The 13,748-nt window shown below is 42.0% G+C and carries 18 protein-coding genes; 8 read left to right on the forward strand and 10 right to left on the reverse strand.

Features of this window, described 5'->3' with window-relative positions; translation table 11 throughout:
• Positions 1-111 precede the first annotated feature (111 nt).
• The 3 genes from sodC to FTV38_RS04300 all read right to left on the reverse strand — a co-directional run bounded on the left by sodC (position 112) and on the right by FTV38_RS04300 (position 2,693).
• Positions 112-660: a superoxide dismutase family protein gene (gene sodC / locus FTV38_RS04290; protein ID WP_180021558.1), complete on the reverse strand. Its 549-nt coding sequence runs from the start codon at positions 658-660 to the stop codon at positions 112-114.
• Positions 661-776: 116 nt separating this feature from the next.
• Positions 777-1,898 carry an AI-2E family transporter gene (locus tag FTV38_RS04295; protein WP_180021676.1) on the reverse strand — a complete coding sequence of 374 codons (1,122 nt, stop codon included), beginning with the start codon at positions 1,896-1,898 and terminating at the stop codon, positions 777-779.
• Between the two features lie 150 nt (positions 1,899-2,048).
• A complete protein-coding gene (locus FTV38_RS04300; protein ID WP_180021560.1) occupies positions 2,049-2,693 on the reverse strand; it encodes a ParA family protein in 645 nt (214 codons plus the stop codon).
• A 132-nt stretch (positions 2,694-2,825) separates the two neighbouring features.
• On the opposite strand from FTV38_RS04300, the gene FTV38_RS04305 reads away from it, so the two are divergent.
• A complete protein-coding gene (locus tag FTV38_RS04305; protein WP_078192492.1) occupies positions 2,826-3,296 on the forward strand; it encodes a Holliday junction resolvase-like protein in 471 nt (156 codons plus the stop codon).
• A 55-nt stretch (positions 3,297-3,351) separates the two neighbouring features.
• Entirely contained in the window at positions 3,352-3,945 is a 594-nt protein-coding gene (locus FTV38_RS04310; RefSeq protein ID WP_180010496.1) for a hypothetical protein, read from the forward strand.
• A gap of 47 nt (positions 3,946-3,992) precedes the next feature.
• Here the strand turns inward: FTV38_RS04310 and FTV38_RS04315 are convergent, their stop codons facing one another.
• Positions 3,993-4,619 carry a class I SAM-dependent methyltransferase gene (locus FTV38_RS04315; RefSeq protein ID WP_180021562.1) on the reverse strand — a complete coding sequence of 209 codons (627 nt, stop codon included), beginning with the start codon at positions 4,617-4,619 and terminating at the stop codon, positions 3,993-3,995.
• Positions 4,620-4,946: 327 nt separating this feature from the next.
• Here FTV38_RS04315 and FTV38_RS04320 point away from each other — a divergent pair, with 327 nt between their 5' ends.
• The gene (locus FTV38_RS04320; protein WP_078189325.1) at positions 4,947-5,507 is read left to right on the forward strand and encodes a hypothetical protein; all 561 of its coding nucleotides are present in this window, start codon (positions 4,947-4,949) and stop codon (positions 5,505-5,507) included.
• 63 nt (positions 5,508-5,570) lie between these two features.
• Positions 5,571-6,005 (forward strand): protease inhibitor I42 family protein, encoded by a 435-nt coding sequence (locus FTV38_RS04325; RefSeq protein ID WP_257228646.1) that lies wholly within the window; start codon positions 5,571-5,573, stop codon positions 6,003-6,005.
• An 87-nt stretch (positions 6,006-6,092) separates the two neighbouring features.
• Here FTV38_RS04325 and FTV38_RS04330 read toward each other — a convergent pair whose 3' ends face one another.
• Positions 6,093-6,425 carry a HopJ type III effector protein gene (locus tag FTV38_RS04330; RefSeq protein WP_078192490.1) on the reverse strand — a complete coding sequence of 111 codons (333 nt, stop codon included), beginning with the start codon at positions 6,423-6,425 and terminating at the stop codon, positions 6,093-6,095.
• A 168-nt stretch (positions 6,426-6,593) separates the two neighbouring features.
• Here FTV38_RS04330 and crcB point away from each other — a divergent pair, with 168 nt between their 5' ends.
• A complete protein-coding gene (gene crcB / locus FTV38_RS04335) occupies positions 6,594-6,977 on the forward strand; it encodes a fluoride efflux transporter CrcB (protein ID WP_078189322.1) in 384 nt (127 codons plus the stop codon).
• 120 nt (positions 6,978-7,097) lie between these two features.
• Here the strand turns inward: crcB and FTV38_RS04340 are convergent, their stop codons facing one another.
• Both FTV38_RS04340 and FTV38_RS04345 read right to left on the reverse strand, forming a co-directional pair.
• Positions 7,098-7,352 carry a type B 50S ribosomal protein L31 gene (locus FTV38_RS04340; RefSeq protein ID WP_180021564.1) on the reverse strand — a complete coding sequence of 85 codons (255 nt, stop codon included), beginning with the start codon at positions 7,350-7,352 and terminating at the stop codon, positions 7,098-7,100.
• A gap of 107 nt (positions 7,353-7,459) precedes the next feature.
• Complete coding sequence (locus FTV38_RS04345; RefSeq protein WP_180021566.1) at positions 7,460-8,758, reverse strand: AarF/ABC1/UbiB kinase family protein; 1,299 nt, start codon at positions 8,756-8,758, stop codon at positions 7,460-7,462.
• A gap of 201 nt (positions 8,759-8,959) precedes the next feature.
• On the opposite strand from FTV38_RS04345, the gene FTV38_RS04350 reads away from it, so the two are divergent.
• Positions 8,960-9,172 carry a DUF1737 domain-containing protein gene (locus FTV38_RS04350; protein WP_180021568.1) on the forward strand — a complete coding sequence of 71 codons (213 nt, stop codon included), beginning with the start codon at positions 8,960-8,962 and terminating at the stop codon, positions 9,170-9,172.
• Here the strand turns inward: FTV38_RS04350 and FTV38_RS04355 are convergent.
• From FTV38_RS04355 to FTV38_RS04365, 3 genes are all read right to left on the reverse strand, one after another.
• Positions 9,169-9,600: a hypothetical protein gene (locus FTV38_RS04355; RefSeq protein WP_180010500.1), complete on the reverse strand. Its 432-nt coding sequence runs from the start codon at positions 9,598-9,600 to the stop codon at positions 9,169-9,171. The two genes, FTV38_RS04350 and FTV38_RS04355, sit on opposite strands and share 4 nt — an antisense overlap.
• A 439-nt stretch (positions 9,601-10,039) precedes the next feature.
• Positions 10,040-11,398, reverse strand: coding sequence for an MATE family efflux transporter (locus FTV38_RS04360; RefSeq protein WP_306670494.1), 1,359 nt, complete (start codon positions 11,396-11,398; stop codon positions 10,040-10,042).
• A gap of 41 nt (positions 11,399-11,439) precedes the next feature.
• Positions 11,440-11,898: a DMT family transporter gene (locus FTV38_RS04365; protein ID WP_180021570.1), complete on the reverse strand. Its 459-nt coding sequence runs from the start codon at positions 11,896-11,898 to the stop codon at positions 11,440-11,442.
• Positions 11,899-12,023: 125 nt separating this feature from the next.
• Here FTV38_RS04365 and hemW point away from each other — a divergent pair, with 125 nt between their 5' ends.
• Together hemW and FTV38_RS04375 are read left to right on the forward strand one after the other, a co-directional pair.
• Positions 12,024-13,178, forward strand: a complete 1,155-nt coding sequence (gene hemW, locus FTV38_RS04370) for a radical SAM family heme chaperone HemW (RefSeq protein WP_180021572.1) — start codon at positions 12,024-12,026, stop codon at positions 13,176-13,178.
• Between the two features lie 133 nt (positions 13,179-13,311).
• Positions 13,312-13,719, forward strand: coding sequence for a hypothetical protein (locus FTV38_RS04375; RefSeq protein WP_180009514.1), 408 nt, complete (start codon positions 13,312-13,314; stop codon positions 13,717-13,719).
• Positions 13,720-13,748 lie beyond the last annotated feature (29 nt).

A 13,748-nucleotide genomic window follows, 5' to 3' on the forward strand; every position in this document is an offset into this window, starting at 1 on the left:
ATTCGAATGATTTTGTAAATTAGACTGAGCTTTTTTCTGTGAACTGTCAATTTTTATTCAATAGAAAAGCGGACTTAAAGTCCGCTTGTTCAAATCTATGCATAAGATCGATTATTGAATCACACCACAGGCAATACGGTCACCGCCACCGCCTAGAGGTTTAGGGTCGTCAGAGTAATTATCACCACCGGCATGGACCATGATGGCTAAGCCTTGTACATCCGCCAATTTCAAACGCGGTGCAATTAAATTCACTTTTGCTGTGCCATCCGTTTGAACTTGAAGGATCGGTAAGTCACCCATGTGACCGGTTAACGGTGTACCGTGGTGAGGTGCCGCTTTAGGGTTAAAGTGACCACCCGCAGCGAGTGCAGCACCCGCTTTTCCATCTTTTTCAGCAGGGGCACAAGAACCTTTTTCATGAATATGGAAACCGTGTGGACCCGGAGGAAGCTGGGTTAAATTGGTATGAATAACCAAGCCAGCAGGGCTATCAACCATGTTAATTTGACCGATGCTTTGACCAATACCTTGAGCAGTCACGGCATTGACCGTCACGGTTTTTGCATTCAGACCTGTTGAAGTCGAGGTACTCGCACAGCCTGTAAACATCAGGGCACTGACCGCAGCAAGCGCGCCGAATTTAAATAGTGAAGACATGTTTGGCATCCTGTCTGTTTTTATGGAATTTCAACCATTGAAACAGATGCGGATACAGGATGACAGATAATTTAAGTATTTGATTGTAATATTTGTTTAATGAATTCAAGCCTGAATTAAGGTTGTTCAGGCTTATCATCCATATTGTCTAAGTCATGTGCCAATGTTGCTTTGGGCATCATGACGGGTTCAATTTGGGTTTCATGCAACCATTCACGCCAAATGGCTAACAATACAGCCAAGATCACTGGACCGATAAATAAACCGACAAGACCGAAACTGGCGATACCACCTAAAACACCGAACATGATTAATAAGAATGGAATCTGCGTTGCCCCTGAAATCACTAAAGGACGAATCACGTTATCGGCCGTACTCACGATACAAACACCCCAAGCCATGACGCCAATGGCTTCAATGGTTTGACCTTGTGAAAATAACCACAACGATACAGCGGTATATGAAATCGGTGGGCCAAAAGGAATCAGTGCCAACATGAAGGTAATGATGGTTAATAACATTGGGTTAGGCACATCGGCGACAAAATAGCTAACACCGGCAAGTAAAGCTTGGGCAATGGCGGTAAGACCGATGCCATACACTACGGCACGTGTGGTATCCGAGATGGTGGCAAGATAATGATGAATACGTGGCCCGATCACCATTTCGAGGGCTTTACTGACCTGACTTAAAATGGTTTGACCATCACGATAGAAGAAAAATAAAGACATCACGGCAAAACACAGCTTAAAGATATTTTTACTGACTTCGCCGACCAGAACTTTACCGTAGTTCAAATGCCCCTGAATCCAAATTTGTACCGATTGAATAATACTGTTTGGATCATTGTTCAGTTCATGCAGGGTACGACTGACTTCTTTACCAATAAACGGCAGTTGGCGAATAAAATCAGGCACATTGACATGACCAGAGAAAACTTGCTTTTGTAATTCAAAATACAAGTTACGGCCTTCATGTTGTAGCAAGAAGATCGCAAAAATCACCGGCAGACCTACCACGAGCACCACCAGTAAGATCATCAGCGCCGCACTTAGATTTGCACGATTGCCACAAAAACGATGCACCGATTGATACAGCGGCCAAGTCATATAAGCAATAATCGCTGCCCAAACAACCGGCACAATAAAGTATTTGAGTACGCTAAAGCTCAAAAAAATCAGGATAAAAAATAATCCGAACAATAAGACTTTTTGTAATGTAGGTGCGAACGTTGGCAATGCGTGCTCTGATTTTTTCATCATGTTGTGTTCAATCTTAACCGAAAAAAAAGCTCCCGAAAACGAGAGCTTGTTAACTTATGGTGAATATCTTTCAGGCTAGATCCTTGCAAGATTGACCTTTATATCAGCAAAATGTGGAATGATGGGTTAAAACCACTCGGCTTCGTCTTCAATAATGGCATTGAGCACAGGTTGCCATTGTTGCTGCATGCCGAGGTACATTTTTTGCGTTTTATCAAAAACCGAAAGACCTTGCATGGCAAGTTGACCATAAGCGGTACGTTCAGAAATCCAAGCAACGGGCTGCTGTTCAACTTTATTGAAAAAATCTTGAATTTCTTTGGAATGAGCAGAATTGGGTTTGACACGATTGGCCAGTAATAAGATTTGGACTTTACCTTTACGAATCCGTTTAATTTCTTGCAAATGCTTTAAAAAACGACGGGTCGAGTCGATGTCGAAGAAAGATGGTTGTAGCGGGGTAATGATGGCATGAGCTTCACTCACCAACTGATCTGCATGTTCACCCGATAACGCACCCGGTGCATCGATAATTAGATATTCAATCCCTTTCGGCACATCACCAATCGATTTTTCATGACGCCAATCTAGGCTCTGAATTGGGGCTGCAGTCTCTGGGCGCTGTTTGAGCCATTGACGTGCAGACTTTTGATTGTCAGCATCTGCCAAGGCCACTTTATAACCTTTTTGCGCAAGTGCAGAGGCTAAACTGATTGCTGTGATGGTTTTGCCACAACCACCTTTTTGATTGGCAATTAATATCGTTTTCATCGACCTAAATAGATTTTATTCTGCTCATCCCTAGCATATCATTGTTTAATGCGGGGAATATGACAAAGAACCAAAGTCTAAGTTTTTTCTATAGGTTTCGCTGTAATATATTAAAAAGATTAGGAATTTTAAATGTCTGTCTGGATGGCCATGCTCATTGGCGCGTGTATTGGGATTGTACTGACCACCTTAATTTTAAGTGGCAGTCGCAATGGAAGGATAAAGGCAGAATATGAGCAATATATTGCAGAACTAGAATTGGAACATCAGCAGGCATTGGCCCACGCACAAAAACGCAGTGTAAATACCAGTCGTGCTGTTTTAAAAGGCAAAATGGCCGAACAAATGGCGCCGATCATGCCCGAATTTCAATATTTACCTAGCGATGCAAAGTTTCTCGGTGACCCGATCGATTATGTGGTTTTTGATGGCTATACCGACTTTCGTGATGGTGATGGACTCGCTGAAGACATCGAAGTGGTGCTGATTGATATTAAAAGTGGTGGCGCACGTTTGACCAAAGGGCAACAAGCGATTGCTCAAGCCATTGCCGAAGGGCGAGTGCGTTTTGAAACTATCCGAATTGATTTTGAGCATATTTAAGCTCGCGTGACTCAGCCTCAGAACCGTCGAAAAGTAATAAGGACAGAATATCCACATGGAAAAACTCTTAGCGACTGCAGCCGTTTTTGCGCTCATGCTGTGGATATGGTCTGAATATTTTCGTGCCATTCCACATTTAGAGCAGACTGGTGTGCTGAAAAATTTTCAGGTCACAGCGACTCAGGCATTTTCCGGTGAATATTTGCTGTTGGATAAACGCTACTACAGTGCCAGTAGTCGTACATTACATCCGGCAGCACCGACCGTGGTGGGTGGCTTTCAAGACTTGGCCTATGTTAGCAATATTGATCTGCTACTGAGTTCAGGCGCAAATGATTTCCAGTCTTTAAAATATCATCTTGAATGGTCGCAGCAGAACCGCTGTTTTAACGTACAAGCGAAAGACGTGCCCTCGACACAAATTGAACAGCTCAAGTCCGAATTGCAAAATGTCAGTGTGATTGCTCAATCCGAAGACGTCGCAAATCGTATTCGCCGTTTAAAATCAGGGGATCGTGTGGAGATTTTGGGTGAATGGGTGGATGTGCATTCCACCAAAACAGGGAAGTCGTATAGCACCTTTAATGTGTTGAATAAAAAGCCCTGTCATATCCTAAAAATTAATGCCATTCGACTAATCAAAGACTAGGTACTTTTAACTAGATTTGATTGTGCTTAAACATGGCCTTGGAAGCTTTAACTCAACTTCTGTGCGCGGGCGAGCAACATGCGCTGTCCAATTTTTGGAATGCCTTCAGCATCAAAATACTGCGTTTCAAAACATTCAAACTGGGCATTTTCAAGCAACTTTTGCATATGACGATCCAGATGACAGCCATCCGCGACTTTCTTTTGAATGGGCGTGAGTAAATGCTGTAACTGCTTAATTTTCCGATTTTCATTGTGTTGTACATGCTCAACCAAATGAAATGTTCCTGTTGGTTTAAGGACACGGTAGATTTCTTCAAGCGCAGTTTCAATATCGGCAATGCTGCATAAGGTCCATGTACTCACGACATGATCTAGACTTTCATCTGCAAAGGGTAATTTTTCAGCACCGGCTAAAATATGCTGTACCTCAAAGGGCGCTGCATGTACACGTTCAGCAGCTAAATGAAAAATATCAGGATTGGGTTCTAGGGCAAAAACCGTATCGACATTTTGATAAAACGCTAAATTCAAACCTGTACCAAAGCCAATTTCGAGCACCTCCCCAGATACGGCTAAAAGGAGTTCGCGTCGTTTATCCATCAGGCTTGGCACCTGCATGACTTGATTTAGAAGATGCGGAAAAATGTGTTGTTGATAAAATTTATAAATCATAGCGAGTATTGTTGTTGGCTTTTTTTAAAGTGTAAATCATGTCTTTTTAAGTTTAAATCATGTCGTGGAGCGTGGATATGGGCCAATTGACTGAATAACAGCATTTTGTTACCAAGTTCATAAGGTTTATGCAGACTGTGTGCGTAATATAGAGTTACAACTAGTGAAAACTAGAGTTACAACTAGTTAGTGAAAACGATATTCATCAGGCTCAACCCACGTGATTTTAAGCTCATGTTCAGGTTCGGGCATTATGTATAGAAGTCGGCTCAATTGCAGAATTAAAATTGAGTAATGTGAAGTATTACAGGGTAAGAGGATAACGCGATGATCAAGCGAATTGCATTAAGTACTGTACTTGCAGGCTTTTTATTGAATGTCGGTGTCCAAGCGTCTTCAGATTATAATATTGCCAAAGGTCTTGCACCTGCTGCCAAAGGCCAGTCGATTTCCACCTTGAAGGAATTTAAAGGTGATTTTCGAATTTTAGGTTCAAAAACCTATCAAACAGATGAACAAGCAAAATTTTCTCCGATTGATTATGCGGTCAGTTGGGGCTTATTTGCAGAGCCAGAAATTGCTCGTACGATTTCAGTCAATCAATATGACCGTTTCTTAAATTGGAAAATGGATCGTGTTCCTGTACCGCAAAAGCAAGCCATGATGATGGTGTCGAATATGCACATCATTCCTGCAAACCCGCAAATTGCTAAACAAATTACTCAAGTAAAACGTGGCGATCTTGTGCGTTTAAAAGGGGATTTGGTTGAGGTGAAAGACAAAGATTTGGTTTGGACTTCATCTTTGACCCCAACAGATACGGGTGATGGGGCTTGTGAAGTTTTTCGTGTAAGTTCGATTCAGTGGATTGAAAAAGTCAAAGGCTAAACTTCGATTACATCGAGATCGTATTGAAATCGGTGTGCATTAGATGCAAGGTAAAATAATTTGATGATGAAAATGACGATAAAGAAACAGCTTATTTTGAGTCTAATGTTGGCGAGTGGTTTGGCGCTTGGTGGATGTAACAGTATGAGTTCAACTGTAGATGGGAAAACCCATGTATTTACTGAACAGCAAAGTTGTCCGACCTTGCTTGAGATGGATCGTGGACAGACTTTGGAAGTGTTGTTAAACGAAAATCCAAGTACCGGATATGTATGGTCTTTGGCTGAGCAACCGAAACTTTTTAAAGTTGAAGAAGTGTTTCAGTCAGCTCAACAACAAGCTGCTGCAGATGCGACACCAGTGCTTGGTGCAGGCGGTCAAAAAACTTATCGTTTTACCGCAACGACTGCAGGTGAAGAATTACTACATTTGAAGCATGCACGAGCTTGGGAAAAAACCGCGATGGCTGAATGGACTTGTAGAGTACGAGTGTCCTGATTTGAACTGATGATCAACAATAAAAAAGCCAGTATTTTACTGGCTTTTTTATTGCAGACGAACTGATTTAGAACATCCACCTAAGCATTATTTCGCGCTGAGCGCTTGACCGTCAAATTGAATACCTTCCCAACCATTTTGCATAAATTGGCGAATGTTTTGGTGGTCAGTTGCGTCTGGTGTCGCCAATACAGCAGCATAATGTTCAGCAAAAAGACTTAAGGTTTCAGCTTGGTTTAGACCATTCAATTGGGCAAAAGAAAATACTTTGGCACTGCCTTGGTTTTCAGTTGCTGCATTGGCTTGTTTGCCATTGGTAAAAGCGGTTGGTGTGTGGTTATAACGCGCTTCAATAAATGCAATCACATCTGAAAATTTCGCAGTCCCTGCTTGAAGTTGATCTAATAATTCCTGAGCCATAATGTCCTCTTTCAATAAAAAATACCGCAAAGTGTTGCAGACTATAGCAAGCTTTGGCCCAAACATTTAACACTATTTGCGTAAATTAAATGCGTGTATATTGATGGGCGACCTTAGGCAGTCTGTTGCCTAAATTGTAGATACCAATGATGTTGAAGTAGGACAACTATGAACTGGCTTTTGGTCGCATGTGGCGGCGCAATTGGGGCAACACTTCGCTATGCAGCAGGACTGTTATTGGCCAAGCCAACCGTGCTCTTTCCATGGGCAACATGGTGGGTGAATATTTTAGGTTGCTTTTGTGCAGGTGTGTTTTTTGCATTTAGCCAAAAATATCCCGTTCTACAAAATGAAGCACGCTTATTACTTATGGTCGGTATCTTAGGCGGCTTTACCACCTTTTCGAGTTTCGGCTTAGAAACCTTTCAACTGCTTAGACAAGGGCAAAGTGGGCTAGCATTCAGTTATGCTATTTCCAGTGTGGTAATTGGTGTCATCGTATTGGGGCTGGGATATTACTTATTTCAGTCGATTTTAAAAATAGATGTTTAAAACAAAGCTGGAAACCACAAAATTTCAGACATAAAAAAAAGAAGCTCAGGCTGGAGGAGGGGAACCCTGAACTTCTTCAATGCTTTAATTTTAAAAGCAAAAACTTAATCGAAACTGAACTTATTGTGAGCGTTTGAAACGCGCAAAGCGTTTATTAAAGTTCGCAATACGTCCTTCATTATTTACTTGACGTTGTTCACCTGTATAAAAAGGATGTGATGCACTTGAGATATCGAGCGTCACATATGGATAAGTCTTGCCTTCAAACTCTTTGGTTTGATTGGTGCTTAAGGTACTGCCAATGACAAAAAAGGTATTGGCATTGGTGTCATGAAAGAGCACTTCACGGTATTCGGGATGGATGTTGGCACGCATTCTTCTGTTCCTTAAATTTATTGATTAAAGAAATGTTATAACATAACAATTAAAAATGCAAATATTGCCCGAAATTCATCGGGCAATCATCAGCGCTTTACGCTCCCTTAAGCGCTAGGTGGGACCAACTCATCAAAAAGATCATTGAGATTGTCATTCACTTTCAAATGAATCAAATTCCAATAATGTCCTGAAACAGTCCGGTTCACCATCAGGGTGTCTGGCGACGGTTTAAACACATCCCAATATTTAAGAGAAGGCTTAATTAATTCTACCCCGTCATGGTGTGCTGAGTTTTCAGCAAAGTCGTATTGTGTGGTCAGCGGACGCATCAGTACTTCAAGCCATTGCTCATACAACTCCGTAGGGAATTTACCGAGTTCATTGAGTGAATGTAAGGCATCGAGTTGCTGTTCCATCAGTGGAATATCGTGCTTGCGTGCAGCATTAATCAATTGCTTAAAGTGCGACACGATTTCAGGAGACAGGGTTTTCACACCGCCGTAGTCATATACGATGACTGAACCATCTTCACGAAAGGCGAAGTTGCCCGGATGTGGGTCACAGTGGAAACGTTTAAGGAAGAAAATTTCACGGCCAATGGCACGGAATAACCGTCTTCCCAAGGCATTTCGGGTTTCTTGTGACCATGTGCTGGCAGTTTCTATACTGTCGCCAGGCTCTAGGCTTAAAGTCAAAATATGACGTGAAGAATAATCTTTATAGACCTGTGGAATGATGATTTTGTCATCCAGCGCACTATGAAACGCACGCGCAACATCTAAGTTTTGTGCTTCAATTTCATAGTTTAGTTCATTGTCCAAACTGTCCTGAATTTCACGAAATAGCTTGTCTTGTAACTTCCGATCAATTTTCAATACGCCCATCAGACGAAGTGCAAGCCGAACTTGTTTTAAGTCACTTTCACAGGCTTCTTCGACACCCGGATATTGCACTTTCACCACCACCTGCTGACCATTAGGTAACACGGCTTTATGCACTTGCCCAATAGATGCAGCAGCAAAAGGTTGTTCTTCAAAACTTTTAAAAATTTGCGCGAGGGGTTTGCCGAGTTCTTGTTCTACTTGAGCCTTAATTTCAGCAAAAGGCATGGCTGGCGCTTGGCGTTGTAATTTACTGATCGCTTTTGCGACTTCAGGTGGAAAAATGTCTTTGTACTGCGAGGCAATTTGTCCGACTTTCATCACCGCACCCTTCATTTCACCCAAAGTGTCTGCAATTTGCAGACCGATGTCCTGAAAAAGTTTACTGCGAGATGCATTTTTCTGTTCTTCATCGGCAGTGATATTGCGGATGGAATTGGAAACGGTTTTAGTAGCAATGCTTGCCGTCATACTGGCAAGTTTCATAAAGCGACGACCCGGTGTGCTAGCCGTTTTTGCCATGTGATGTTCCTCAAGATCATCATTTATTATCTAATACCGATCATAGGCGACAAAACACAAACTGCCTACTTTAAATTGTTAAGACTTTATTTGCATTGATAAAATGATGGGCAAAAATGTAAATACTGAAAATAATTCAGGCAAATTTAAGCCACGCGCTGAATGGTTTAAAATATCGCGTCGCTAGAAGAGAACTGAACGATGAAAGTGTATCGCTATTTAACCGGTAAAGATGATGTCAATTTCTGTGCCCGTGTGACCAAAGCTTTAAATGAAGGCTATGAATTGTATGGCTCACCAACCATGAGTTTTAATGGGACAGATGTGATTGTCGGGCAAGCGATCGTGAAAGACGTAGAGGACGACAGCCAAGTGCCACAAAGTTTAAAAAATGCCATCGAGGCGCTTAATTAGTTGGTTTTTGCTGCTTCGCTCGATTCAGTTTTTTCCAGTTCTAAATGTGGACTGAGATATTTACTGCATTGGTTATGGTGTAAATTTTCATTCAAGGTGATGAGGTTTTGCGTCACGATAAAATCCTGATCATCCGCAGAGGCAAACTTTTGATTGGCCTTGATGAAGTCCTGATAGGTATACGCCATACCAGACTGCTGACAACTTAATTTTAAACGTGCGGTATATGAGTCTGCTTGTTGTTCATGATAAAAGCGAAAGGCTGTCCAAAGTGCTTGATTGATGTAATCAAATTCGGGTTGTGATTGGACTTTGATGGGTGCGTGATATAAAGGAAATTCATGTCGGTTGATCGTTTGTTCAGCTTGTAGTGACATGGAGAAGCCCAAGCTCAGACAGAGACTGATCGAGCGAAATACATGGGACATGTTTATTTTCCTCTTCTTCGTATTTTTATTTATGGCGTTGCTATGCAGAGTGTTAATTTGCATTAATCTTCTGCATAGCGTAGCCGTCTTTTTTAAGTAACTGATGTTACGTAGTAACATCAGAAGCGCCATTTGATTCAAATAAAAGAACGATACGCGGTAACGTCATCCGCAAGTGTTTGAGACAGGACTACTTCTAATCAAAAATGTTTTTGCGTGACTTTGAATAATTACACGCTGGTGAACGAGTTTTGCGGATGACAATGGTTTTGGGTACTTTTGCCGAAACAAAAGTACCTCCAGCCGAAGGCTAATCCCGTTATTCAATCCCTAAGATGTAAGACTCCGTCGAATAAAATTAAAAATCATTTTAAAAATGCAAAATTACTTTTATGTGCGTAACATCAGTTAAGTAACTTTTTAGATGATTTTTAAGGGCTTATCCCGCTTGAGCTAAACGTTTATTCATCATAAATAAACGTGTAAGTAGCAGTATACAGGCGACAGTCAGACCCACAATTAGGCCAATCCAAACGCCTGCAGCACCAGTCGTGGTGAAGCGTGCAAGATAGATCCCGACAGGGAAGGCAATGATCCAATACGCGATCATGGTGATCCACATCGGCCCTTTAGTGTCTTGCATGCCGCGTAAACACCCTGCGGCACTGACTTGCCATGCGTCCATCAACTGATAGGCAATCGCGAACAAGACCAAATATACTGCAAGCTGAGTCACATCATAGTCATTGGTATACAGTGACACAATTTCATTACGTAAAAGCCAAAGCAACAGCATAGTAATCAGGGCAAATACCGTTCCTGTCAACATCCCAACTTTTTGGACTTTTCGCATCGCTAGCCAGTTCTTTTCCCCATAATAGGTACCAACTCGAATGGTCAGCGCAATCGCCAGTGACATGGGAATCATAAACAATTGCGAGGTAATCGAAATGGCGACTTGATGCGCTGCAATGGTAACTTCGCCTAAGGGACTCAAAACAATAGCGGCTGTACTAAAAATACTGACTTCAAAGAAAATGGCTAAGCCAATGGGAAAGCCAAGTTTTAAGATACGTTTGATCCATTCACTGTTCATTTTTTCAAAGGCAGCGAAAGGTTGGGTCTTTTGATAGGCCGATCCTTTGAAAACGTACATCGCCAAAGCAAAGAACATTAACCATTGCAAAATCGCGGTGGCAAATCCACATCCAGCAGAACCCAGTTCAGGGACTGGGCCTAAACCATACATAAAAATAAAGTTCAGTGGAATTAACACCAATAAGGCCAGCAGACTCAGCACAGTGACTGGACGTGGATGCCCCAATGCTTCTGAGTAACCACGTAAAGCTGCGTACATGGTGACAGCAGGCATACCTAAACTAATGGCGTGTAAGAATAAGCTCGCCTTCGGAAGTAATACTTCAGGGACACCCAATAACGGTAAAAGCAGCGGCATAGCTTGTAAGACTAATGCGGCAATGATCCCTAAAAATAATGCGACCCACAAAGACTGACGGGCGATGGTGGCAATTTTTTCAGGCGTGCGAGCACCATTGGCTTCTGCCACTAATGGGGTGGTGGCAATCATAATGCCGCTGAACAGCAGCATGACCGGTATCCATAAACCGACCCCGACCGCAATGGCTGCAAGGTCATTGGCGGACATGTGTCCAGCCATGATGGTATCAATGAGACCAAATCCCGCTTGCGCAAACTGCGTGATCAATATCGGGATCATTAAATGAAACAGTTGTTTTAATTCATACTTGCTGCTTGTTACAGCCGTGACAGTAGACACAGAATGTACTCATTTCTTGTGAGGTGCTTAGGAATGAGGTCTTAGCGTTGGAAAGTGAGAAGCACACCAATAAAAATCACCACGCCACCCAATAAGCGTTGCCAGTTAATCGGGGTTTTTTCAGTACCGAGCAAGCCAAAATGGTCAATTACCATCGACATCAAGATTTGACCAAAAATAATCAGACCGGAGAGGGATAAAAAACCCAGTTTCGGTGCGGTATAAATACTGATACTGATGGCATAAACACCCAAACATCCCCCCAGCCATAAATACCAAGGGATTTGAGCAAAACTTGCAAAGTCCGGTTTTTCGGCCGATTGAAAAAACACCATAAAGGCGAGGACTATTGTACCAATCAAAAAAGAAAAAAGGGCAGCTTGCAGCGGTGAATATAAATATTCACGCAATTGGCTGTTGATCGCTGTTTGAATGGTCATGGCGATGCCAATACCCATCGCGAGCGGCAGTAAGTACAATAAATGGCTGCTTATTTTCATCTTGTTATCAGCAAATTCTTTTTTAATATGATCAGTCTACTGTATTCGATCAGAGTTTTCATAAGCACTCTGATGCAGTCATGTTAAAATAAACAGCATTCTTCAACGCATTTTGAGCATTCTCCTTGGCTGAATTAAATCCTGTACTCGTTCCTTTGTCTTTATACATTCACATGCCGTGGTGTGTGCGTAAATGTCCATACTGTGACTTTAATTCGCATGCGGTGCCGAATGGTGAATTGTCTTTGGACTTAGAACAAGAATATTTACAGGCGCTGGTTGAAGACTTTAAAACCCAAGTCGATTTTGCTCAGGATCGCTTGATTCATAGTGTATTTATTGGTGGCGGTACACCATCATTGATTTCTGCCCAAGGCTATCAATGGTTATTTACTCAGCTCAAAGCGTTGGTGCCGTTTGAAGAAGGTTGTGAAATTTCCTTGGAAGCCAATCCAGGCACGGTTGAGCACGATCCATTTGCCGGTTATTTAGATGCAGGGATCAATCGTTTATCCATCGGTGTGCAGAGTTTTAATACCGAGCAACTGAAAAAACTGGGTCGGATTCACTCGAATGACGATGCCATTTCTGCCATTCAGCATGCACGGGAAGCAGGTTTTGAACGGGTGAATGTCGATTTGATGCATGGCCTGCCTGAACAAACCATTGAGCAAGCGCTTTTGGATTTGAAATTGGCTGTGGAAAATGGCGCAACGCATGTGTCGTGGTATCAGTTGACGATTGAGCCGAATACGGTCTTTTTCCGCACCCAGCCGATTCTGCCTGTCGATGATGTGCTTGAAGAGATTCAAGCACAGGGCGAAGCCTATTTAACAGCACAAGGCTTTATCAATTATGAAGTGTCGGCATGGCGTAAAGAAAAGCCGTCTGCACATAATTTAAATTACTGGCAGTTTGGCGATTATTTGGCGATTGGTGCAGGCGCACATGGCAAAGTGACCCAGCCTGATGGGGTGTATCGTTTCCAAAAAACCCGCCTGCCAAAAGACTATTTAGCCAAAGTACCTGCTGAACATCTTCAGTTTAAGCGCATCGAAGCAGCCGACATGCCTTTTGAATTTATGATGAATGCACTACGTTTAAATCATGGGGTGGAAGCCAAGCTATATAGCGAGCGTACAGGGGAAAGTTTAGAGCCGATTGCCGAGTTATTGAACTCATTACGTGAACGTAAATTGATGGTCAGTGATCCAACACTTTTGTCTTGTACCGAGCAGGGACATATCTTTTTAAATTCAGTATTGGAAGAATTCCTGTAATGAAAGCTATGTCAAACTTGTTTTAAAATTTGAGCGACAAGTAATTTTTCATATTCCGAATGTAATTTGCAGAATGTGTATGAAATTATTCAGTTGATAATTGAATTTACATGGCATAAAGGAACTTCAGAAAATGAAATATATTTTAACTGCGACGTTATTAACTATAGCTTTGGTGGGTTGCACCGATAAAAAAGCACCATCAGAACAAAATGTTGCAACAGAGGCAACGACCGCAACTGCACAAACAAACGATGTTGCAGTATCTCAAGATGAGCAAGTGATTCACTTTACAGGGCCACAAGATCTTAGCCTTGAGTTAAAAACCAAAGATAATTTTGAAACCGCACAATTGACTGATAATTCTGATCGTGTGTATGAATTGAAACGAGGAGTTTCAGGAAGTGGTGTACGACTTGCCAACGACCAAGGTGTTTCAATTCACTTTAAGAACTTTAATGGTGTGAATGAAGGCACTGTTGAGTTGGTAAAAGATAAACCCATAGAGATTAAAGAATTTATTGCTGATAAAGCAAAGTAAATATTAAAAAAGACCGCATGAGCGGTCTT

This window comes from Acinetobacter sp. YH16044 (genome assembly GCF_013417145.1).
Lineage (GTDB): Bacteria > Pseudomonadota > Gammaproteobacteria > Pseudomonadales > Moraxellaceae > Acinetobacter > Acinetobacter amyesii.